The sequence below is a fragment of the Streptosporangium amethystogenes subsp. fukuiense genome, assembly GCF_042665875.1.
GTDB lineage: Bacteria > Actinomycetota > Actinomycetes > Streptosporangiales > Streptosporangiaceae > Streptosporangium > Streptosporangium fukuiense.
This window is the reverse complement of record NZ_JBHTEE010000001.1, coordinates 2795525-2818401: the sequence shown is the minus strand read 5'-3', so window position 1 is coordinate 2818401 and position 22877 is coordinate 2795525. Positions and strand designations below refer to the sequence as shown.

At 69.1% G+C, this 22877-nt stretch carries 17 protein-coding genes and 1 rRNA gene; 9 read left to right on the top strand and 9 right to left on the bottom strand.

Features of this window, described 5'->3' with window-relative positions; all coding sequences use genetic code 11:
- Positions 1–50 precede the first annotated feature (50 nt).
- Positions 51–167: ribosomal RNA gene (gene rrf, locus ACFQVD_RS12205) — 5S ribosomal RNA — on the top strand.
- A 115-nt stretch (positions 168–282) separates the two neighbouring features.
- Here the strand turns inward: rrf and ACFQVD_RS12200 are convergent.
- Entirely contained in the window at positions 283–1278 is a 996-nt protein-coding gene (locus ACFQVD_RS12200) for a phosphotransferase family protein (RefSeq protein WP_343978445.1), read from the bottom strand.
- Positions 1275–2465 carry an acyl-CoA dehydrogenase family protein gene (locus ACFQVD_RS12195; protein WP_343978442.1) on the bottom strand — a complete coding sequence of 397 codons (1191 nt, stop codon included), beginning with the start codon at positions 2463–2465 and terminating at the stop codon, positions 1275–1277. The genes ACFQVD_RS12200 and ACFQVD_RS12195 overlap by 4 nt, the downstream gene beginning before the upstream one ends.
- A 52-nt stretch (positions 2466–2517) precedes the next feature.
- On the opposite strand from ACFQVD_RS12195, the gene ACFQVD_RS12190 reads away from it, so the two are divergent.
- The 3 genes from ACFQVD_RS12190 (at position 2518) to ACFQVD_RS12180 (ending at position 8119) form a co-directional block, all read left to right on the top strand.
- Positions 2518–2880, top strand: a complete 363-nt coding sequence (locus ACFQVD_RS12190) for a DUF6285 domain-containing protein (RefSeq protein ID WP_343978439.1) — start codon at positions 2518–2520, stop codon at positions 2878–2880.
- Between the two features lie 621 nt (positions 2881–3501).
- The gene (locus ACFQVD_RS12185; protein ID WP_343978436.1) at positions 3502–4680 is read left to right on the top strand and encodes a sugar phosphate isomerase/epimerase family protein; all 1179 of its coding nucleotides are present in this window, start codon (positions 3502–3504) and stop codon (positions 4678–4680) included.
- A 118-nt stretch (positions 4681–4798) separates the two neighbouring features.
- A complete protein-coding gene (locus ACFQVD_RS12180; RefSeq protein ID WP_343978433.1) occupies positions 4799–8119 on the top strand; it encodes a PQQ-dependent sugar dehydrogenase in 3321 nt (1106 codons plus the stop codon).
- A gap of 56 nt (positions 8120–8175) precedes the next feature.
- Here ACFQVD_RS12180 and mctP read toward each other — a convergent pair whose 3' ends face one another.
- The 4 genes from mctP to ACFQVD_RS12160 all read right to left on the bottom strand — a co-directional run bounded on the left by mctP (position 8176) and on the right by ACFQVD_RS12160 (position 11315).
- Positions 8176–9771, bottom strand: a complete 1596-nt coding sequence (gene mctP / locus ACFQVD_RS12175; protein WP_343978430.1) for a monocarboxylate uptake permease MctP — start codon at positions 9769–9771, stop codon at positions 8176–8178.
- Positions 9772–9775: 4 nt separating this feature from the next.
- The gene (locus ACFQVD_RS12170; RefSeq protein ID WP_343978427.1) at positions 9776–9985 is read right to left on the bottom strand and encodes a DUF3311 domain-containing protein; all 210 of its coding nucleotides are present in this window, start codon (positions 9983–9985) and stop codon (positions 9776–9778) included.
- A 134-nt stretch (positions 9986–10119) separates the two neighbouring features.
- A complete protein-coding gene (locus tag ACFQVD_RS12165; protein WP_343978424.1) occupies positions 10120–10761 on the bottom strand; it encodes a carboxymuconolactone decarboxylase family protein in 642 nt (213 codons plus the stop codon).
- Positions 10761–11315 (bottom strand): VOC family protein, encoded by a 555-nt coding sequence (locus ACFQVD_RS12160; RefSeq protein WP_030914976.1) that lies wholly within the window; start codon positions 11313–11315, stop codon positions 10761–10763. The genes ACFQVD_RS12165 and ACFQVD_RS12160 overlap by 1 nt, the downstream gene beginning before the upstream one ends.
- A gap of 468 nt (positions 11316–11783) precedes the next feature.
- Between ACFQVD_RS12160 and ACFQVD_RS12155 the strand changes: the two genes are divergently transcribed.
- Both ACFQVD_RS12155 and ACFQVD_RS12150 read left to right on the top strand, forming a co-directional pair.
- Complete coding sequence (locus ACFQVD_RS12155) at positions 11784–12815, top strand: LacI family DNA-binding transcriptional regulator (protein ID WP_343978419.1); 1032 nt, start codon at positions 11784–11786, stop codon at positions 12813–12815.
- A gap of 203 nt (positions 12816–13018) precedes the next feature.
- Entirely contained in the window at positions 13019–13933 is a 915-nt protein-coding gene (locus ACFQVD_RS12150; protein WP_343978416.1) for an SDR family oxidoreductase, read from the top strand.
- 16 nt (positions 13934–13949) lie between these two features.
- Here the strand turns inward: ACFQVD_RS12150 and ACFQVD_RS12145 are convergent, their stop codons facing one another.
- Positions 13950–14978 carry a helix-turn-helix transcriptional regulator gene (locus ACFQVD_RS12145; protein WP_364155127.1) on the bottom strand — a complete coding sequence of 343 codons (1029 nt, stop codon included), beginning with the start codon at positions 14976–14978 and terminating at the stop codon, positions 13950–13952.
- Between the two features lie 392 nt (positions 14979–15370).
- Between ACFQVD_RS12145 and ACFQVD_RS12140 the strand changes: the two genes are divergently transcribed.
- The 3 genes from ACFQVD_RS12140 (at position 15371) to thyX (ending at position 20825) form a co-directional block, all read left to right on the top strand.
- The gene (locus tag ACFQVD_RS12140) at positions 15371–17512 is read left to right on the top strand and encodes an anthranilate synthase component I (RefSeq protein ID WP_343978410.1); all 2142 of its coding nucleotides are present in this window, start codon (positions 15371–15373) and stop codon (positions 17510–17512) included.
- A 272-nt stretch (positions 17513–17784) separates the two neighbouring features.
- Positions 17785–19098 carry an amidohydrolase family protein gene (locus ACFQVD_RS12135; protein ID WP_343978407.1) on the top strand — a complete coding sequence of 438 codons (1314 nt, stop codon included), beginning with the start codon at positions 17785–17787 and terminating at the stop codon, positions 19096–19098.
- A gap of 86 nt (positions 19099–19184) precedes the next feature.
- Entirely contained in the window at positions 19185–20825 is a 1641-nt protein-coding gene (thyX, locus tag ACFQVD_RS12130) for an FAD-dependent thymidylate synthase (protein ID WP_343978404.1), read from the top strand.
- A gap of 72 nt (positions 20826–20897) precedes the next feature.
- Here thyX and ACFQVD_RS12125 read toward each other — a convergent pair whose 3' ends face one another.
- The gene (locus ACFQVD_RS12125; protein ID WP_343978401.1) at positions 20898–21227 is read right to left on the bottom strand and encodes a molybdopterin synthase sulfur carrier subunit; all 330 of its coding nucleotides are present in this window, start codon (positions 21225–21227) and stop codon (positions 20898–20900) included.
- A 341-nt stretch (positions 21228–21568) separates the two neighbouring features.
- On the bottom strand, positions 21569–22684 hold the full coding sequence (locus ACFQVD_RS12120) for a globin domain-containing protein (protein WP_343978398.1): 1116 nt from the start codon (positions 22682–22684) through the stop codon (positions 21569–21571).
- Positions 22685–22877 lie beyond the last annotated feature (193 nt).

The following is a 22877-nucleotide window of genomic DNA, read 5'->3' as shown; positions in this document are numbered from 1 at the left end:
CACTAGGCAATTCTGAGACAGCAAACGGTGGTTTGTGTGTTTCATAGTGTTACGGCGGTTATGGCGAAGGGGAAACACCCGGTTACATTCCGAACCCGGAAGTTAAGCTCTTCAGCGCCGATGGTACTGCACCGGGGACGGTGTGGGAGAGTAGGTCGCCGCCGGACAATCTTTCATATGAAGGCCCTCACCTTTCGGTGGGGGCCTTCGTGTTTTCCGGGGTTTTGTGTGCCCCGGATACCGCCGTCAGGTGGGACTTCGTGCGGAGAACGGCGCCAGGTTTCAGCCCAGGGCCTCAAGGAGATCCCATTCGGTCTCGCAGACACGGCGGCCGATCGCGGCCAGTTCCACGGACCGGGCGCCACCCTCAAGGTGGCGCAGGGTCTGCGTGACGCAGATGATCCCCCACTTCAGCACACCGAACGTCTCCCACCAGCGCAGCGCGTCGCGGTCGACGGGATACCCGCTCGCCCGCTCGTAGGACTGGACGAGCCGCTCGTACTCTCCGAACCCGCCCACCGGCAGCGGCGATCCGAAGCGCCAGGACTTCACGCACAACCAGCCGAGGTCCTCCATCGGATCGCCGGCGTGGGCGAGTTCCCAGTCGAGCACCGATCGGACCCCGTCGGGGCCGATGACGAGGTTGCCGTTCCGGAAGTCGCCGTGCACCACGGTCACCCGCTCGCTCGCGGGGCGGCAGCCGGCGAGGCGGCGGAACGCCAGCTCGAAGACCGGGTGCGAGCTGCCGGTGAGATCCAGTATGTCCCGCCACGACCGGAGCGGGTCGTCCGGCTCGATCGACCGCCTGCCGGCCGAAACCCCGAGATCGGTCCCGGGCGTGAGCGAGACCAGCGGCATGCGATGGATCGCGGCCAGGATCTCGCCGCACTGGGCGGCCAGCAGCGGCCGGGCGTCCGTGAAGGCGTCGTCGCGGAGGATCCTGCGCGGGATCGTCTCCCCGTCCACCCGGCTCATCAGGATGTACGACTCTCCGGCCGCCAGCACCCGGGGCACGGGAACGCCTGCCGTCTCCGCCGCCCGCATCAGCCGAGCCTCCCCGGCCAGGCCGATCCCGGCCGACCCGATTCCCGAATCCGGGACGGTGCCCGGAGAGTCCAGGCGCAGGATCAGCTCATGCCTGACGCCGTCAGGAACGACGCCGTCAGGAACGATGACGTCCAGAGCCCAGGTCTCCCGCGAAGCGCCGCCCGGCAGCCGGATCCGCGAGGTGATGGCCGAGCCCGGCCCGAACACGTCCGAGACGAGGTCGTCGATCATCGAAGGCCGAACTCCCAGTTGCCCCCCGCCGCGTACTCGCCCAGGATCCGGCGGCCCACCGAGTCGATGTGCACCTCGTCGGGGCCGTCGTAGACGCGACCGGCCCGGGCGTGCCGGTACATCCGGTCCAGCGGGGTGTCCGGGGTCAGCCCCGCGGCACCGTACACCTGGATGGCCCGGTCGATCACGTTGTGCAGCATCCGTGCCCCGGCCACCTTGGCCACTCCGATCTCCACCCGCGCCTGCTCCCCCCGGTCGATGGCCTCCGCCGCGCTCAACGTCAGCAGCCGGGCCGACTGGATCTCGGTGTAGGAGTCGAACACGTGCTGGCGCATCAGCTGTTTGTCCGCCAGCGGCCGGCCGAAGGCGCTGCGCTCGTGCAGGCGGCGGCACATCAGGTCGAAGGCCCGCTGGGCCTGGCCCAGCCAGCGCATGCAGTGGAAGATCCGGCCGGGGCCCAGCCGCTGCTGGGCGATGACAAAGCCCTGGCCACGCGGCCCGAGCAGGTTGGAGGCGGGCACCCGCACGTCGGAGTAGCGGACCTCGCAGTGACCGCCGTCGATGCCCAGCACCGGGGTGTCGCGCACGATGGTGTAGCCGGGTGTGTCGGTCGGCACCAGGATCATGGAGAACGCCAGGTGCGGGGCGACATCCGTCTCGGTACGGCACATCACCGTCGTGTACGCGGCCCGGTCCGCCCCGGTGGTGAACCACTTGTGGCCGTTGATCACCCACTCGTCGCCGTCCAGCACCGCCGTGGTCTGGAGCTGGGTGGGATCGCTGCTGGAGACGTTCGGCTCGGTCATCGCGAAACTCGGCCAGATCTCCGCCTGGACCAGTGGGGCGAGGAATCGTTCGCGCTGCTCAGGGCTGGCGTGCAGGCGCAGCATCAGTGAGTCCTGCAGGGTGAACGTGCCGAGCGCCAGCTGCCCGAACTCGCTGCGGCCCTGCACCTCGTTCACGTACACGTAGTCGAGGAAGGGCAACCCCCCGCCGCCCAGCTCGCGGGGGTGCCCGAGGGCCCACAGCCCTTCCTTCTTCGCCTGTGCCTGCAGTTCGCGCAGGAGCGAGGCGGCCTCGGGCCCGGCCTCGTGGAGCAGGGCCTCCGCCGGCTCTACCCGTTCGGTCATGAACGCCTGGACGGCGTCACGAATCGGCCGGACGCTGTCGGGAACCGCGAAGCTCATGGAATGATCTCACCGGAGATTCGTTGCCGCGTCAACGGATAAGGAGTTCCTTATGTCGCAGGGCATGCCCCATGACGTACCGTCCGCAGCTCGGCTCGTCGCCGCGGTCCGTGACTTTCTGGAGAGCGACGTGCTCCCGGTCGTCGAGGGCCGGGTCCGTTTCCACACCCGGGTGGCGGTCAACGTGCTGAGCACGGTCGAGCGGGAGCTCGAACTCGGACCCGCGCAGCACGCGGCCCACCGCGCGCGCCTCGACGCGCTCGGCTTCGCCTCGGACGCCGAGCTCGCCGCCGCGATCCGCGAGGGCCTGGACGGCCCGGATCTTCTGGACGCCCTGACGGCAGCCGTACGGGACAAGCTGGCCGTGGCGAACCCCGGCTACACCGCTGCCCCGGATGTTCCGCCCCGCCGCTGACTGCCCGTCTCATCTGCTCGGTTCTGAACTCGGCCTGATCACGCCTCGGTCCGCCCCGCCGGCAAGGTGCCTTGCCGGCCGCCTGTCGCTCGATGCTTCTGCCGATTATGGGCGAAAGTCATGAGGCTTTCAACCAAAACCCTCGTCCGGCCGGGTCATGCGACGCCCGTCGCAGGTCGATCCGCGTGTCGTGGAGGTGAACGGCCGTGGGTGCCTGCCGGATCAACCTGCTCGGGTTCCTGCGAGCCGGAGCCTGGTTGGGCCTCCCGGAGGGCGGCCATCCAGGTCTACCTGGGCAGACTCCCTGGGGCGGGGCTGCTGGGGGTCTGGTGATCAAGATTGTGCGCCAGGGCGACTTTGGTCGTGAGCGACAGAAAGTTCAAGTGATCACGACAAAAGTGCTTCCTAAATGGGTAAAAGACGCGTAACTTCCACGCCAAGTTCTCTGCACGGCATCGAGAGGACGAAGTGAGTCGGTCGGCGGCATCCACGGCAGGTCCCCGCGGGGAGGTGACCTGCCGGGCGATGCCGTCGGACCTGCGGCGGAAAGGGGCCGGTGGTCACTCGGTCGAGGCATCGGGGATCACGGGGCTCCGTCCACCCACACGGAGGTAGGAAAAGATGAGCGCACACGAAGAAGAGATCGACGAGGTCGCCGGCGCGTTGCGCCGCAGGCTCGGGCTGAACCGCCGCCAGTTCCTCGCGGCCACGACGGGAATCACCGCGGTGGCCGCCATGTCGGCGGTCGGCCCGCTCGCGTCGGCCGCGTACGCGTCCCCCGGCGACGAGCAGGAGCGCGGCCATGGTCACGGCGACAAGAACGTGCTGGTGCCGGAGGCCAAGCGGGGCATCATCCTCTACACCGTCCGCGACGTGATCTCCCGTGATCCGGCGACGAACCTGCCCGCCGGCTTCCGGCGCGTGTTCGAGGAGCTCTCGCGGATCGGCTACAAGCAGGTGGAGTTCGCGGGCTACCGCCAGCACGCGAACGCCGAGGGCGGGGCCGATCTGGAGACCGTCGAGGGCGCCCGGCTGCTGCGCCGCTGGCTCGACGACAACGGGCTCAAGGCACAGGGCAACCACGGTTTCATCCCCGGCTCCTGGCCGCTCACCGAGGCCGACCTCGATCGCTTCAAGCGGACCCTGGAGATCGCCAACATCCTCGGCATGGAGCACGTGGGCACCGGTGGCGACCCGACCAACAGCGCCTACAAGGCGGACTGGGACGTCGCCGCACAGAAATGGAACGGCCTCGGCTCGATCGCCTCGGCCGCCGGTCTCAAGTTGTACACGCACAACCACGACGCGGCGTACGGCTTCCTGCTCGACGAGGGTCCGCTCGACGAGCTGGGCCGGCCCACCCGCTCGTCGGGCGTCCGAAAGCTGGAGTACTTCCTCAAGATCACCAGCCGCAGGCACGTCTATCTCGAGATGGACATCTTCTGGGCGCACGTGGCCCAGTTCAAGCACCGCACCTACACCGCGCGCGACGGCTCCGCCAGGACCGACATCTTCGACCCCCTGAAGCTCGTGCGGCAGAACGAGAAGCGCTTCCCGCTGTTCCACGCCAAGGACGGCAAGGCCAACGAGGCCACCGCCAACGGCTACGACATGGTGCCGTTCGGCACCGGGGACATCGACTACAGCACCTTCTTCTCCAAGCTGGACATAGAGAAGCGCCACAACCCGATGTACGAGCAGGACAACGCGCCCGGAGGAACGGCGGAGCCGGGCCGCTCGCTGCAGTACGCCGATCTCAGCTACAAGAACATGGCCGCCCTGCGCCGCGGTCGCCACTGACGCTCCGCTCGAAGAACCCGAGAAGTTCGGCGGACCGCCACGTGATCGCTGCCGTTGCCGCGGCGCGAGTGGCGGTCCGCCCTGTCCTGACACCCCCCTGAAGAAGAGGCTCAGGAAATTGAAGCGTACCCGCACGATGGTCGGCAGGGCACTCGCCGCTCTGTTGTTCCCCTCGGTGGTGCTGGTCGCCGTGCCCGCACCCGCACACGCCCATGAAGCCGCCACGCACTGGTCGAACTACGAGAAGATCACGCTGACCAAGAACGTCGGCGAGCCGATCGACATGGCGGTCCTCCCGGACAGGAGGGTCCTGCACACCGCCCGCAACGGTGACATCCGCCTGACCGACGGTGACACCGGCATCACCAAGGTCATCAACACGATCCCCGTCTACGCGAACTCCGAGGACGGTCTCCAGACGATCGCGATCGACCCCGGCTTCGCCCGGAACAAGTGGGTCTACGTCTACTACGCGCCGAAGACGATGACGGCGCCGTACCCGGAGACGACCCCCACCGGGTCGGCGCCCAACTCGCTGCCCGCGGGCGCGGACGAGTCGTACTGGAACCAGTGGAGGGGCTACAACCAGCTGTCCCGGTTCAAATGGACCGGTGACGCCCTGGACCTCTCCACCGAGCAGGTCATCATCAGGATCGAGACGCAGCGCGGGCAGTGCTGCCACGTCGCGGGCGACATGGACTGGGACGCCGAGGGCAACCTCTACCTCGTCACCGGTGACAACACCCCCGCGGGCACGCCCGGGGCCAACGGCATGGCGCCCAACAACGACGCCCCCGGGATGAATCCGGGGCTCGACGCGCGGCGCGGCGCGGGCAACAGCAACGACCTGCGCGGCAAGATCCTGCGGATCACCGTGCAGGAGGACGGCTCCTACACGGTCCCGGCCGGCAACCTGTTCCCGCCGGGAACGGCCAAGACCCGTCCTGAGATCTTCGTGACGGGTGTGCGGAACGCCTTCCGCATGGACGTCGACGACGTGACCGGCACGGTGTCGTGGGGTGACTACGGCCCCGACGCCGGGGCACCCGACCCCGCCCGGGGCCCCCTGGGCTACGTCGAGTGGAACGTCACCCCCATCGACAAGCCGATGAACAGCGGCTGGCCGTACTGCACCGGCGACAACTTCAACTACAACGACTGGAACTTCGCGACCTCGACGCCGCGCGCGTGGTTCGACTGCGCGGCCGGACCGGCGAACACCTCGCGATGGAACACCGGGCTGGACACGCTGCCTCCCGCGACCCCGGCGGACCTCTACTACGGCGACAACAACACTCACCAGCCGGCGGAGTGGGCCGGGCTCACCGACTTCGAGGCGGCGGGCGGGCAGGGGCCGATGGGCGGCCCCGTCTACCACTACGACGCGGCGAACCCGTCGACGACGAAGTTCCCCGAGTACTGGGACAAGAAGTTCTTCTTCGCCGAGTTCTCGCAGGACTATCTCGCGGCGTTCACCGTGACGGCGCCGGACGGGCCGGTGACCAAGCTCGAACACTTCCTGCCCAACGGCGCGCTGACCGCGGCGGCGATGCCGATCACCGACAGTCCGATGGACATCGAGTTCGGCCCCGACGGGTCGCTGTACGTGCTCGACTACGGCGACGGCTTCTTCCGCGCCAATCCCGACGCGGGCCTGTACCGCATCGACTACGCCGAGGGGAACAAGACCCCGCAGGCGAAGATCGTCGCCAAGCCGTCGTCGAGCAGTACCGCGCCCCTCACCGTCGACTTCAGCGCGGCGTCGTCGATCGACACCGAGCCGGGCCCGCTGCGCTACGAGTGGGACTTCGACGGCAACGGGACCTTCGACGCCACCGGCGTCACGGCCTCGCACACCTACACCGTGCTCGGGCAGTACGCCGCCCGGCTCCGCGTGACCGATGAGCAGGGCAGGTTCGGGCTCACCTCGACCGAGATCACCGTGGGCAACACCGCGCCCGAGGTGACCATCCAGATGCCGGGCAACGGTGCCTTCTTCGACTGGGGCGACGCGGTGCCCTTCCAGGTCAAGGTCTCCGACAAGGAGGACGGAGACAACCCCGTGTGCAGCCGGGTGCAGTGGACCTTCGGGCTCGGCCACGACGTGCACGCGCATCCGGAGACCCTCGGCACGGGATGCTCCGGCGCCTGGCCGACGCCGGCCGACGCCCCCGAGCACGGCGAGACCGAGAACATCTTCGGCGTCGTGGTGGTGAGCTACCGGGACAACGGTGCCGGTGACATCCCCGGCGCGCTCGGCGACGCCACGCTCATCCTCAACCCCAGGCAACTGCAGGCCGAGCACGCGGACGCGAGCAGCGGTGTCACGAGGGTGGAGGATGAGAGCGCGTCCGGCCTGGCGAAGATCACGTCGTTCGACGCCGAGGACTGGATCGCGTACGACCCGGTGAACTTCGCCGGTATCACCGGCGTGCGGACCCGCGCCTCCGGTGCGGGAACGCTGTCCCTGCGGTGGGGCTCGGCGACGGCGGATCCGTTCGCCACCGTGACCGTGCCCGCCGGGGCGGGCTGGCAGAACGTGGACACCACGTTCACCGGTGCCCCGACCGGTAGTGGGAAGCTCTACATCACCTCGACCGGCGGCGTGGAGGTCGACGGGTTCACCTTCCAAGGGGTCGGGGCCGGGGACGAGACGCCCCCGACCGTGTCGGCCACGCTCACCCCCGCCCAGCCGGGCGGAGAGAACGGCTGGTACACCGGCAACGTCACGCTGACGGTCACCGCGACCGACAACGGCACGGTGGCGAGTCGGCAGTACTCGCTCAACGGTGGTACCACGTGGTCGAACGCCAACAACCCGGTCACGCTGAGTGCCGAGGGTGCCGTCGAGGTGTTCTACCGGGCGACCGACAACGCGGGCAACGTCTCGCAGGTCGGCAAGGTCACGGTGCGGATCGACAAGAGTGCCCCGGTTCTGTCCGTGAGCGGGGTGGAGGCCGGTGAGTACGGTGACTCCGCGTCCCTCACCCCCGTCTTCTCGGCGTCGGACGCGACCTCGGGGGTGGCGAGCGTGACGGCGGCCATCGGTGACCTGCAGGTCACCTCCGGCAAGCCGGTCGACCTGTGGCGACTGGCGCTCGGTGCGAACACGCTGACCGTCACCGCGAAGGACAAGGCGGGCCACATCACGAAACAGACCGTCGCGTTCGAGGTCACGACCTCCTTCACCGATCTTCAGAAGCTCCTCGACGGTTTCAAGGCGGCGGGCCTGGTGAAGGGCGACTCGCTGAACGACCAGCTCAAGGAGGCCAGGAAGCACGCGGACAGGGGCAAGACGAAGAACGCCGTCAAGTCCCTGGAGCAGTTCGTGAAACACGCCCGCGACCCGCGCAAGGTGACCGACGCCGCGGTGCGCGTCGTGCTCGTCCGAGACGCGGAGGCGCTGATCGCGCAGCTTCGCGCCCCGGCCGGCGGATGACGCGGGCGCGGGGGGAGGGCCTGACCGGCTCTCCCCCCGCGCTCGGTGTGGGGACGTCAGTGGGCGGTGAGGTCCAGGTCCTTGATCCTGGGGTCGCCCTCGTCGGCGAGGTAGTGGTCGGGCAGGGTGGCGTCATCGCCTTCGGCCACCTTGGTGGAACGCGCGACGACCGTGCCGAGCGCGGCGACGGCCAGGTTGACCGCCAGTGCGACGATGCCCGCGTAGATGGTCATCTTGGTGTCGAGGCCCAGCTTCTCCAGCGGGAACGCAGAACCGGCGAAGTGCAGCTTGCCGGTGACCGGGTTGCCGATGTTGTAGAGCAGGAGCATCCCGGCTCCCATGCCGGCCACCCACCCGGCGATCAGGCCACCGCGGTGGAACCAGCGGGTGTAGAGGCCGAGCGCCACGGAAGGGAGTGTCTGCAGGATGATGACGCCGCCGATGAGTTGCAGGTCGATGGAGAAGCCGGTGTCCAGGAACAGGATGCACAGCACCGCGCCGACCTTGACGAGCAGCGAGGTGATTTTGGAGACCCGGGCCTCGTCGGCGTCGGTGGCGTTCGGCTTCAGGTACTCCTTGTAGATGTTGCGGGTGAACAGGTTCGCCGCGGCAATGGACATGATCGCGGCGGGGACCAGTGCGCCGATGCCGATCGCGGCGTAGGCGACGCCGGTGAACCAGTCGGGGAACATCCGGTCGAACAGCTGCGGCACGATCGTGTTGTTGTCCGTGCCGATGGGCTTGATCCCGGCCGCGACGGCCATGAAGCCGAGCAGCGCGATCAGGCCGAGCAGCAGGCTGTAGGCCGGGAGAGCGGACATGTTCCGCTTGATCACGCCGCGGTTCCTGGAGGCGAGCACGCCGGTGATGCTGTGCGGGTAGAGGAAGAGCGCGAGCGCCGACCCCAGGGCCAGCGTGACGTACTGCAGCTGGTTGCCGGCGTTGAGCAGGATGCCGTCGCCGGGTGCGGGACTGGCGTCGAACTTGGCCTGGGCGGCGTCGAAGATCCCTGACCAGCCGCCCTCCAGCTGGGCGGGGATCGCGATGATCGCGACCAGGATCACGATGTAGATCAGCGTGTCCTTGACGAACGCGATCAGTGCCGGGGCGCGCAGGCCCGACTGGTAGGTGTACGCGGCCAGGATCGCGAACGCGATGATGATCGGCAGGTGGCCGGTCACGCCCATCGACTTCAGCACCGCCTCGATGCCGACGAGCTGGAGCGCGATGTAGGGCATCGTCGCGACGATGCCGGTGATCGCGACCAGCAGCGCCAGCGTGGGCGAGCCGAACCTGGCCCGGACGAAGTCGGCGGGCGTCACGAAGCCGTGCACGTGCGAGACCGACCAGAGGCGGACCAGCACGAGGAAGACGATCGGGTAGACCACGATCGTGTAGGGCACCGCGAAGAAGCCCGTCGCGCCCGCGCCCCAGATCAGGGCGGGCACGGCCACGAAGGTGTAGGCGGTGTAGAGGTCGCCGCCGACCAGGAACCAGGTGACCCACGAGCCGAAGCTGCGGCCGCCCAGGCCCCACTCGTCGAGGCTGGCCAGGCTGTCCGGGCGGCGCCAGCGCGCCGCCACGAACCCCATGCCGCTGACGAGCAGGAACAGTACGGTGAAGATGATGATCTCGGTCAGGTGCGCGTCCATCCGGTCACCGCCGCTTGGTCATCTGGTAGACGATCGAGGTGCAGGTCACGCCGACCGCGATGAAGGCGAGCTGGAGCCAGTAGAAGAGCGGAAAGCCGAAAAGCCGAGGTTCATCGGAATTGTAGAGAAATGGAAGTAAAGGTAGGATGATCGGCACGATAAGCAGCCAGTTCCACGGGCTGCGATCGCTCCGGTCCCCGTTCGGTGTGGTCAACGCGGTCTCCTGTGGCTGGAGAGGGGACGCCCGAGCAGGATCATCCCCATCGGTTGACCGGCAGCGTAATTACCTGGACCTTCCTTTCGGGGCGCGGAGCGCCGAGTGGAACGGTTGGCGCGACGAACGGTAGGTCAGCCCGGCCCGGCGATGTCGTCGGCGATGTCACGGGTGCCGTACCCCTGGGGAGCCTCCGCTTCGACGACGGGTTCCGGCCGGTCGTCGAACTCCAGGCGGAGTGCCCTTGACATGGTCGCGTGCATTTCGTAAAGGCAGGTGATGTAGGTCAGCTCCAGGATCTGCTCGTCCGGCAGGTGCGCCTTCAGGACCGCGAATATCTCGTCGTGCACCCGGCCGCCGTCGAGCACCAGGCCGTCGGTGTAGGCCAGCACGGCCCGCTCCAGCTCGTTGAAGTGCGGGCTGACCTGCCAGTGCGCGACCGCCTGGACCTTCTCCTCCGGCACCCCCAGTGCCCGCATCTGCTTGCAGTGCTGGGAGAAGACGAACTGGCTGCCCCGGGCCCAGCCGGCCCGCGACTGGCCGAGTTCGCGCAGCACCGGGTCGATCTTGCTCTCCCGGTACAGCTGGAAGCCCTTCACGCAGTGTCGCAGGATGACCGGGTCCAGTGCGAAGACGGTCCACCAGTCGCCGGGGGAGCCGGTCGCGGTGCCCGGTTCGGCCACCGGGTCCCTGTCCGGGCCGAACAGCCGGTCGTAGAAGAAGAGCGTCAGCGGGTCCGTGGCCTCCGCGCGGGGGATCTGGCGCAGGCGCGGCATCACACGGTCCTTTCCGCGGCGGTTCTCGGCTCGTGCCGGACGTCGGTGGGCAGGCCCAGTTCCCTGGTCCAGGCGGCGAACTCCACCAGGATGCCGTCTGGATCCTTGAAGTAGATCGACCTGACGAACACGCCCTCTCCCATGGTGGGCGCCACGCCGAACTCGCTGTCGTCGTGGTTGAGGATCACCCCGACGTCCACGCCCTTGGCGAGGAGCTTGTCGCGGTACTCCTCTATCTTGTCCGGGGCGACATCGAGGGCGATGTGGTTCATCGAGCCGACCGCGGAGAGCATCTCGCCCCGGTCCGGCAGGTTCTTCGGCGCCGAGACGCCGGGAATCCCCTCGGGGGCGTCGGGGAACCAGAAGAACGCCAGCGCGTTGCCTCCGCCGCAGTCGAAGAAGAAGTGCTGTCCCCATCCCATCGGCAGCTCGATCGTCTTGATCAGGGGCATGCCCAGGACGCCGGAGTAGAAGTCGATCGTCTGCTTCATGTCCGAGCACACCAGTGCGAGATGGTTGATCCCGCGTAGCTCGAACTCGCTGTTGTCCGCCATGTTCTCCTCGCTTCTTCGAGTAATTCATTACTTATCACAGGAGGGTGAGGGCAGGTGGACGGCGTGTGCTGCCCCACTCGCGCCGGAGGGGGTCAAGTCGCGGATGGGGGGTGCGCCGACCGGCTCTTTCCGTACGGGTGCCGACTCCTATTAATCGGTTAACTTAAAAGATGGACGGCATCGTCCCCTGATTTGTCGGCTCTGTCCGCAGGCGGTCCTGAATGTTGAAGCCCATGGACTGAACCGAGTAAGTTACTCGGAAGTTACGTGTGAGGTGGCGGCGGCGTCGACGCCGCGTTGCCGGCGTGCCGTCTCTCGATCCTTCGGCTCCGGTTCGCTCATGGAACCTGCTGGCAGCAGAGGGTTGACCCGTCGTGCCGGAGCGAGGGGCAGGAGCGTGCCCCTTCTCTCTCCGGTGAGCCGACCCGCTATCCTTGGCCGATAAGAACCGGTTCATCAGGGGGAACTGTGAAACGTCCGACGATCGCTGACATCGCTCGTCGTGCCGGCGTGTCCAAGGGCGCCGTCTCCTACGCGCTCAACGGGCAGCCAGGGGTCTCGGAGGCCACCCGTGCCAACATTCTCGCGATCTCCAAGGAGCTCGGCTGGCAGCCCAACAGCGCGGCGCGCGCCCTCAACGGTGCCCGCGCCCACACCATCGGCCTCGCGCTGTTCCGCCCGGCCCGCACCCTGGGCATGGAACCGTTCTTCATGGAGCTGATCAGTGGTATCGAGACCGAGCTCGCGGACCGGTCCTACGCGCTGATGCTGCAGGTGGTCGCCGACCACACGCAGGAGATCGAGGTGTACCGGCGCTGGTGGGGGGAGGGGCGCGTCGACGGTGCCTTTCTGGTGGACCTGCACCTCGGCGACGCCCGGGTGGAGGCGATGCGGTCACTGAACATGCCGGTCGTGGTGATCGGACACCCCTCGCAGGCAGGTCCGTTGAGCACGGTCTGGTCGGACGACGGCCTGGCCATCAGGGAGACCGTGGAGTATCTGGTGGCGCTGGGGCACCGGAGCATCGCCAGGGTCGCGGGGCTGCCCAGGCTCGTGCACACCACGCTGCGCGACCAGGCCTTCGTTCAGGCGTGCCAGGACGCGGGCCCGGGGCGCGTCGAGCATCTGATCCTCCACACCGACTACACCGGTGAGGAGGGGGCCAGGATGACCCGGCGGCTGCTCAGCTCGCCCCGGCGGCCCACCGCCATCGTCTACGACAACGACATAATGGCCGTCGCCGGGTTGTCGGTGGCACAGGAGATGGTTCTGGACGTTCCGGCCGACCTGTCCATCGTCGCCTGGGACGACTCCCCGCTCTCGCAGGTCGTGCGCCCGCCGCTGACCGCGCTCACCCGGGACATCCCCGCCTACGGAGCCTGTGCCGCCCGTCAGCTGCTCGCACTGATCGCCGGAGAACCGGCCGCCCTCTCGGTGGAGGACCGCCCCGCCACCCTGATCCCGCGCGGCAGCACCGGCCCCGCCCGCGGCCCGCGCTGACGGTCAGGACATCGGGCACCGGGCATGCCGCCCGGCTCCGACCAGGGCCTGGTGCCGGAAGTCGAGGGACGCGGCTGTTCCCGGAGCCCGCCGGGTTCGGCGGGGGCAGGCCGGAGGAGGCGCTGGTCACCGGCTGACGATCTCCTACGGTGGGCGGCGAGAACATGACAGAGGATGTCCTTTTTTCGCGCCAGGCTCGTCCCATGAACAGCACGCTGGAAGGAAAGGTCGCCCTGGTCGCCGGGGCGACGAGAGGAACCGGCCGGGGGATCGCGGTGGAGTTGGGCGCCGCGGGCGCCACGGTCTACTGCACGGGCAGGAGCACGCGGCGGCGACGCTCGGAGATGAACCGGCCGGAGACCGTCGAGGAGACGGCCGAGCACGTGACCCGCGCCGGCGGGCAGGGCATCGCGGTCGAGGTGGACCACCTGGAGCCGGAGGCGGTGCGCGCCCTGGTGGAGCGGATCCGGCGTGAACGGGGAAGGCTCGACCTCCTCGTCAACGACATCTGGGGCGCCGACCCGCTGACGGAGTGGAACGTCCCCGTCTGGGAACACTCGCTCGACGACGGCCTGCGCATCCTCCGGCTGGCGATCGACACCCACCTGATCACCAGCCATCACGCTCTGCCGCTGCTGATCGAGAACCCCGGCGGCCTGGTGGTCGAGGTGACCGACGGCACCCTGGAGTACAACCTGGCCAACTACCGGCTCTCGGCCTTCTACGACCTGGCCAAGCTCTCGGTGAACCGCCTGGCCTTCACCCAGGCGCACGAACTGCGCCCGCACGGCTGTTGCGCGGTCTCGCTGACCCCCGGCTGGCTCCGCTCGGAGAGCATGCTGGAGAACTTCGGCGTCACCGAGGAGAACTGGCGGGACGCCACGGCGAAGCAGCCGCATTTCGTGATCTCCGAGTCGCCCTCCTACACCGGGCGCGCGGTCGTCGCCCTCGCCGCCGACGAGGACAGGATGCGCTGGTCGGGGCAGTCCGTCTCCAGCGGGCGGCTCGCCCAGGTGTACGGCTTCACCGACCTCGACGGCAGCAGGCCCGACGCCTGGCGCTATATCGAGGAGGTCGAGAGCAAGGGCAGGCCCGCCGACGCCACCGGCTACCGCTGACCGGCGCCGGGAGCGGTCACCCGGCTGACCCGCCGCCGCCCGGGGAGCCGTACAGGTCATGCATGCGGGCGGCGGCGCCGGCGACGCGGGCACGTAGGTCGGGCGGGTCGAGGACCTCGGCCTCCGGGCCGAAGCGGAGGACCTGGTCGTAGGCGACCTCCAGCGACTCGACGGGCAGCCGGAGCGTGACCCACCCCTGCCCGTCGGGCTCGCCGGCGGAGGCCAGCGCGTCGTCGAGGGCCGCCCGGTCGGCGATGACGGGGAGCAGGCGAAGGGCGGCGGGGCTGAGCCTCACGGTGACGTCCATGGTGAGCAGGGAGTTCGCGAACCGTGCCGACTTCTCGCTCCAGAACGCGGCCAGGTCGAAGGCGCCGTCCCGCTCGAAGCGCAGGGCGGGGTGGAGCTCGACCTCGTCGAAGCGATCGACCCGATAGATCGCCGACCGGGTCGCCAGGTACCAGACCCCCGCCTTCAGCACCAGCCCGTACGGCTCCAGGCGCCGCCGGGCGGCCTCGGCCCCTCCGGTCTGCCCGGTCTGCCCGGTCGGATGGGAACGGGCGGTGCGCCGGTAGCGGGCGGTGACCGGGTGGTCGCCCCACACGGCCCTGGCCAGCGGTGCCAGCGCCGTAGGGGGAGGCCGCTCGCTCGCGAACCAGCCGGGGGCGTCCAGGTGGAAGCGCTGCGCGGCGGTCACGGGGGCGTCCCGCAGGCCGGGGGAGAGCGCGGCCGAGGCCTTCAGCCGCGCCGTGGCTGCCACCTCGCCCAGTCCCATCTCCCGCAGCGCCTCGGGCACGCCCGACAGGAACAGCGCCTCGGCCTCGGCGCGGTCCAGCCCGGTGAGGCGGGTGCGGTACCCGTCCAGCAGCCGGTAGCCGCCGCCCCGCCCCCGGTCGGCGTAGACCGGCACGCCGGCCTCCGACAGGGCGAGCACGTCACGGTGGACGGTCCGCTCGGAGATCTCCAGCTCCCGGGAGAGCTCCATCGCGGTCATCCGCCCCCGAGCCTGGAGCAGCAGCACCAACGACATCAACCTGGCCGCGCGCATCCTCCGACCCTAGTACGCGGGCCGAGGACCCCCACCCGAGATCACCGGGAGCAGGCGGCGCCGTCCGGCTGTACGTCGCGGACGCGAACCACCACGTCGGCGAAGACCGGATCGACCTCGCGTCCGAAACCGGCGCCGGACGGGGCCTTTCCGCACAAGGGAAAGCGGTGCTCCCCGACCGGAGGGCGGGCACAGCGCGGATCACGTTGCATGATCACGGTCGTCGCCGGTACTGTGGCGACATGCGATACCAGGTTGCCCTTCGGTGGTGGCGCCGCTTCTAGGCGGCGCAGGTTTCGCATTCGCGAGCAGACAGACGGCCGCCCAGGGAGGCGGCCTTCTCTGCGTCCGCTCCCTCTGGGCATCAGGGAAATCAAAGGGGCGATAACGCAGTGGAGACGAGCCGATATACCACCGCCGGCGGCGTGGGGATCGAGGTCACCGCGTCCGACGTGCCGGAGACGGTGCTTGAGGACGTCGTCACGACGCTCGGTGAGCGCCGTGGTGGAGTGCTCTCCTCCGGGATGGAGTATCCCGGCCGCTACAGCCGATGGCACCTCGCCTACGTCGATCCCTGCCTGGAGATCGTGGCCAGGGGACGCAGGATCTCCGCCCGCGCGCTGAACGCCCGCGGCAGGGTGGTGCTGCCCGCCGTCGTGTCCTGCCTGCTGGCGGCGGGCAAGCCCGTCGAGGAGCCGACAGGCGATTTCGTCGAGGTGTACGTGGCGGAGTCCGAGGACATCCTCCCCGAGGAGATGCGCAGCCGCCGTCCCACGGTCTTCACCGCGATCCGCGAGGTCATCGCCGTGTTCAAGGGCGAGGACGAGCACCTGGGCCTGTACGGCTCCTTCGGCTACGACCTGGCCTTCCAGTTCGAGCCGATCAGGCAGGTCCTGCCGCGGGGCGCCGACCAGCGCGACCTCGTGCTGCACCTGCCCGACCGGGTGATGGTGATCGACCGCAAGCGGGAGACCAGCAAGGAGTTCCGCTACGAGTTCACGGTGGACGGCCTCTCCACCCACGGGCTCGCCCGCGAGGGGGAGGTCGTACCGCTGCCCCCCGCGCCGTCCGAGCTCCCGGCCGACCCGGAGAAGGGCTCCTATGCCCAGGTGGTGGCCGCGGCCAAGGAGAAGTTCGTCCGTGGCGACCTGTTCGAGGTCGTTCCCGGTCAGGTCTTCCACGCGCCCTGCACCGACCCGGCGGCCTTCTACCGGGAACTGCGCCAGATCAATCCGGCACCGTACGAGTTCCTGTTCAACCTCGGCGAGGGCGAGCACCTGGTCGGTGCCTCCCCGGAGATGTACGTCCGGGTCAGCGGCGACCGCGTCGAGACCTGCCCCATCTCCGGCACCATCGCCAGGGGCAGCAACCCGGTCGAGGACGCCGACGCGATCCGTACCCTCCTGTCCAGCGTCAAGGAGGAGTCGGAGCTGACCATGTGCACGGACGTGGACCGCAACGACAAGTCGCGCGTCTGCGTGCCGGGGACGGTCCGGGTGATCGGGCGGCGCCAGATCGAGATGTACTCCAGGCTGATCCACACCGTCGACCACATCGAGGGCAGGCTACGGCCGGAGTTCGACGCGCTCGACGCCTTCCTCACCCACATGTGGGCCGTCACCGTCACCGGTGCCCCCAAGACCTGGGCCATGCAGTTCATCGAGGACCACGAGGCCACCACCCGCCGCTGGTACGGCGGAGCCGTCGGCTACATCGGCTTCGACGGCTCGATGAACACCGGCCTGACCCTGCGCACCGCGCAGATCCGCGGCGGGGTCGCCACCGTCAGGGCCGGGGCCACGCTGCTGTTCGACTCCGACCCCGCCTCCGAGGAGCGGGAGACCGAGCTCAAGGCCAGCGCCCTGCTGGGTGCTCTGGCGGCGGTCGGCGTGGGCCCGCAGGCGCAGGCCGAGCCCCAGGCGGCCGCGGCACCGCCGGGAAGCGGGATGAAGGTCCTGCTCGTCGACCACGAGGACTCCTTCGTCAACACCCTCGCCGACTACTTCCGCCAGCAGGACGCCGAGGTCGTCACGCTCCGGCACGGCTTCCCCGTCACGATGATCGACGAGATCGCGCCGTCCCTGGTGGTGCTGTCGCCGGGTCCCGGCTGGCCCTCCGACTTCGGGCTCCCGGCCCTGATCGACGCCCTCTACGAGCGCGACCTGCCGGTGTTCGGCGTCTGCCTCGGACTGCAGGGCATGGTGGAGCAGGCGGGCGGCACGCTGGAGTTGCTGTCCCACCCCGAGCACGGCAAGCGTGGCCGGGTCCGGCGGCTGGGCGACAGCGCCCTGCTCGACGGGCTCCCCGAGGAGTTCACCGCCGCGCGCTACCACTCGGTCCACGCCAAGCGGCCGGGTGTCGCCGGTTTCACCACCACCGCGCTCACCCCCGACGGCGCGGTGATGGCGATCGAGGACGTGGAGCGGCGCCGCTTCGCGGTGCAGTTCCACCCCGAGTCGATCCTCACCGCGGAGGGAGGCGCGGGAGCGAAGATCATCGCCAACGTTCTCCGGCTCTGCCGCACGCCCGGGTAAAGAGCCGGTATTTCGAACCCGGCCCTCACCCCGGATGACCATCATGTTCGGCAAGGGGATTGCCGGGTTCACCCGGCAGGTGAATCGCTTCTCCGCCAAGGTCCTTGGGATCGAAACGGCCAGGCCTTGGCCGTCGCCCACCTCGGCCGAGGAGAGGCGGGAAGCCACCCCCTCCGGGGAGCGGAGAAGTCACGGAGTTCTCCCCGTCGCAGGGACCGCGGGGGTGACGGCCGGATCCGGCCGCCGCCCCCGCGACCGGGGGAGGAGCGGGCATGAGGTCGGACGGTGTGCTGCCCGTCGAGCTGCCCGACGCCGTACGGGAGGCGCTGCTGGCGCCGCTGGTCGACCAGAACTGCCACGGCGTGCGCCGTGACGACCTGACCAGGGCCCGGTTCGAGACGCTGCTCAGCGACGCGGGAACTCCGGCACCCCCGGGCACCACCCACTTCGACACCCCCGTCGGCACCGCGGTCCGTCGCTGGTGCGCACCCGTCCTCGGTCTCGCCCCGCACGTGCCGCCGGCCGTGTACCTGGCCCGCCGGGCGGAGTTGGGCGCCACCGAGGTGAACCGGCGACTGCTGGGCGCCGCCGGGATAGCCACCTTCCTGTTCGACGGATTCGACCACTTGGACGGCCCGAACGGTGGTCCCGACAGTGGTCCCGACAGTGGTCCCGACGGTGACCTCGGCGGGCCCGAGGTGCTGCCGCCAGCCGAGATGGGCCACGCGGGCGGCGCCGGCACCGCGCGGGTCGTCCACATCGAGCGGGCCGAGGAGGAGGTGGCCAGGACCGCGGCCTCGGGGGTCTCCTACATCTCGGCCCTCGCCCAGATCCTCGCCGCGCGGGCCGTCCGCGCCGTCGCGCTGAAGTCGGTCACGGCCCACAGGTCCGGGCTCCATCTCGACCCGGCCAGGCCGAGCCGGGGAGCGGTGATCGCGGCGGCCACCCGGCGGCTGGCCTGCCCGGGCGAGCGGCTCGTCGACCAGGTGCTCCTGCGCCACCTGCTCTGGACGGCCGTCGACGTGGCCAGGGAGTACGGGCGGCCGCTGCAGTTCCACACCGGCCACCCCCACTACGGCGGCGCGCGCCAGGGAGCCCATGCCGGTCGCGGCGGCCGCGTGGACGTCGGTGCCTTCGGGACTCCCGACGTCGTCGAAGGCCACGCGGTCCCCGGCCGGTACGGCACGGGTCCGGCACCGATGACCGGCTTCATCGTGGCCGTGCAGCCGATGGGCGTGCCCGTCGTCCTGCTGCACTGTCACCCGTTCCACCGCCGGGCGGCCTACCTCGCCGGTGTGCTCCCGCATGTCTACGTCGACGTGGGCGCGGCGCTGACCCGCAGCGCCACGGGCTCGGCCGCGGTCATGGCGGAACTGCTCGAACTGGCGCCGTTCCACAAGCAGTTGTTCGGCTCCGGCGGCCACGGCGTGGCGGAGACCTGTCACCTTGGCGCCCTGCACTACCGGCGAGGGCTGGCCGGGGCGCTCGCCGCGCGACTGGCCGACGGCGAGTGGAGCGTCTCGGACGCCGTCCGGGTGGCCCAGATGATCGGCTCGGGCAACGCCCGCCGGATCTACCGGTTGTGAGCGGCGCCCGTCTTCGGGGCGGCGGAGGAGCCTTCGCCGTTACGGCTACGATATGCGCGACCGACGAGGCGACGAGGGGGATCCAGGTGACGGGCGATGAGGCAGAGGCACGTTTTCTTGACGACGTGACCGTGGAGTTGGTCAAGCACAGCGCCTCCGACTCCGACGTGCTCTGGGCGGCGCGGGTCTCGACCGCGGGGGAACAGTCCCTGGAGGAGGTCGGCAAGGATCCCGCGCGGTCCAGAGGGCTGATCAACTTCCTGATGCGCGACCGGCATGGCAGCCCCTTCGAGCACAACTCGATGACCTTCCTGGTCAGCGCGCCGATCTTCGTCTTCCGCGAATTTCACCGCCACAGGGTCGGATGGTGCCTCGCCGGCGACTCAGAGATCACATTGGTGAGTGAAAAGGGACACATCCGTCGACGGACGATTGGAGAGCTTTACCGGCTCTGGCATCACGGTGTCGAGGACACGCTGCCTCGGACCGGAGGAGGAGTGTCCTGGCATGAAAAAGCGCGAAAATGGAACGCTCAAGTCAAGCATGCGAACCGGTCGCACTATCTGGGGTTGCACGACACTCGCGAATCCGCCGAGCGGGCAGTGGCCGCGTTCAGGGCGGAAAACCCTTCCAGGCGGCTGAGGAAGCTCGATTCGGTCCGTCGTAACCACGTCCGCTGCTACGACGAGACGACCTTTCAGGCTTCGAGAGCCAGGATCCTCGACGTCATGGAGTCCGGGGTCAAGAGCCTGATCAGGCTGACTACCGCGAGCGGTCAGGAGCTGAGATGCTCGGTGGATCACGCGATACTCACCCCCGACGGATGGCGGAAAGCCGGGGAACTGCGGGCCGGAGACGCTCTGATGATCGGGGGCACCGCCCCTCGTCCTTCCGAGGCGCTGGTCCCTCCGTCCCTGCGCCGTGGGATCGGTGTCTGGACCTCCATGCAGCGGCTGAGGCTCATCGGAGAGATAGACACGTGTTATCTCTGTTCCGGCAGCTTCGCGCGGGAGGATCTGGCGCTCGATCATGTGGTTCCTGTCGCCGCCGATCTGCTGAAGGCACTGGACGAGCGCAACCTGGCACCTGTCTGCCTGCCCTGTCACCGGAAGAAGAGCGACTCGGAGCAGGCGCTGGCCAGGCGTGGCGGGAAAATCGCCATGGCCAAGCCAGACTTGATCACTTCGATCGAGGACGGTGGCGAGGAGATGACCTACGACCTTTCCGTCGAGGGTCCCTGGCACAATTTCCTGGCCAATGGGATCGTTGTTCACAACTCGTACAACGAGGAAAGTGGGCGTTACCGCGAGCTCCAGCCCAATTTCTATGTTCCGGGGGTGGAGCGGAAGCTGGTTCAGGAAGGCCGGCCGGGTAAGTACGTCTTCGCCGAGGGCAGCGCCGAGCAGCACAAGCTCGTCACCGAGGCGATGGAGGCGTCCTACCGGCAGTCCTACGCCGCCTACCGGGAGATGCTGGAGGCCGGCATCGCCCGCGAGGTGGCCAGGGCGGTGCTGCCCGTCGGGCTGTTCTCCTCGATGTACGCCACCTGCAACGCCCGTTCGCTCATGCACTTCCTCTCCCTGCGTACCAAGAACGAGCAGGCCAAGGTGCCCTCGTTCCCGCAGCGTGAGATCGAGATGGTGGCGGAGAAGATGGAGGCCGCCTGGGCGACGCTGATGCCCCTGACGCACGAGGCCTTCGTGGCCGGCGGCAGGGTCGCCCCCTAGGTCCTGTCGCCCGCCGGGTCTTCGGCACGCGGCCTGAGGTCTCGCGTGGACGTGGCCCGGGGCGCGGGCGGGTCAGCTCGTGGTCTCCTGGCGGCGCGAGAGGGTGGGCAGGACGAGAATCTCGGCCCCCGGGGGCAGTGCGCAGTCGAGGCCGCCGAGATGCCGGGCGTTCTCGCCGCAGACGAACATGCTGATATGGCGGCGGATGCTCCCGTAGTCGTCGCGGAGCCGTTGCTCCAGGGACGGGTGCGTGCGGCGGAGCGTGTCGAGGGCGGAACCCAGCGTGGGATCGCCGCCCTCGTGATCGGCGACGGCGAAGACGCGGACCTCGGTGTTCTCGCCGGCCCAGTGCCGCAGGGGGGCGGGAAGCATGAAGGTCACCAGCGTGACGGGTCTGGCCATCGGTTCAGAGCGCCGGGTGGCGCGGGGCGGGCGGGGCCGGTGCGCCCGAGGGACGGGTGCCGCGGCCGGAAATGGCCGTATGCCGGAGGCGGGCATGGCCCTGACCTTGGAGGGCCCGCCGCCGGTGGAGGGGACCGGGGGCGGATTCGTGCGGATGGACGGCTGTGGAGACGTGCGGGGAACGGGGGCGGCGGTCGAGAGGGGGGCACGGGCTGTGAGGGGGGCAGTCGTGCATGACCATCTCCTTTCGGATTGGGCCTCATGCTGCCATGCCATACCGTGTCCCGCCGGACTCTATGGAATTTGCGTGATCACTTTGGGGGATTAATCCTGATTGTCGGTCAAGGCTCGCCCTGCGCGATGTCCCGGTGGATGTGGGCCAGGGGCATCCCGCCCCGCTGGAGCCGGTGGACCGTCTCGTTGACCATGGCGGTCGGGCCGCAGACGTAGGCCTCGTGTTCGGACCAGGAGTGGAACCGCTCCATCACCTCGGCCACCTGGCCCCGCATGCCGTCGTACCCGGGTTGTCCGGAGACCACGGGGAGCACCCGCAGCCACGGGAAGGCCGACGCCATCCGGAACAGGTCGGTCAGGTCGTAGAGTTCCCCGGCGGTGCGGGCGCCGTGGAGCAGGTGGATGTTGGGGCGGCGCCCGGAGCCGATCACATGCTCCAGGATGGCCTTGATCGGTGCCAGGCCGGTGCCGCCGGCCACGCACAGGAGGTCGCGTCCGGAGTCGGTGGGAACCATGGTGCCGATCGGGGGCCCCAGCATCAGGTTGTCTCCGATCCGGGTGCGCTGGACCAACGTGGTGGAGACCCAGCCGCCGGAGACCGCGCGGACGTGCAGGCGGATCGTGTTGTCGTCCCGGGGCGCGTTCGCGATGGAGAAGGTACGCCAGACACGTGGCCAGCGCGCGGTCTGCACGCTGACGTACTGGCCGGGCAGGTAGGGCAGGTCCTGGTCGAGCCGTAAGGTGATCACCGCGATGTCCGGGGTGCGGAGTTCGTGGTCGATCACCTCGGCCAGCCACCAGGCGGGCGACACCCCCGCGTCGGACTCGGCCGATTCGATCATGAGATTGGCGGCGGCGGTGTAGGCGGCGGTCCATGCCGCCTCTATCTCGGGGGTCCAGATCTCGGCGGCGAAGCGCCTGACCGTGGCCAGGAGCGCGTTGCCGATCGCGGTGTAGTGCTCGGCGAGCACGCCGTACTTCCGGTGGTCGCGGCCGAGCTGCCCCAGAAACGAGGCCAGACCGTCGGGGCTGTCCAGGCTCCAGACGATTCTGGTCAGCGCGCCGAACAGGCGGTCGCGCTGTACGTCCATCGCCGGTGGGAACATCGTCCGCAGGTGCGGGCTCTCGGCGAACAGGCGTCCGTAGAAGTATGCCGCGGCCTTGTCCGCGACCGGTTCGACGATGGCGAAGCTTTCCTTGACGAGACGCGGATTCAAAGACATTTAACGAACCCACCCTAATTGATCGGCTCAAAGTCCGATCACGCAGATCCACCTCCCTGACGGCTCCGGGTGACGAGCGACCGGCAGCCCCGGCTCACCTGGTCACTCGAAATTCGAGTCTTCCATCACCGGGTAGGCGTCACAACCATTTCTCAGCAATATGGTGGGAAATCTAACTATCTGTAATTAGGGA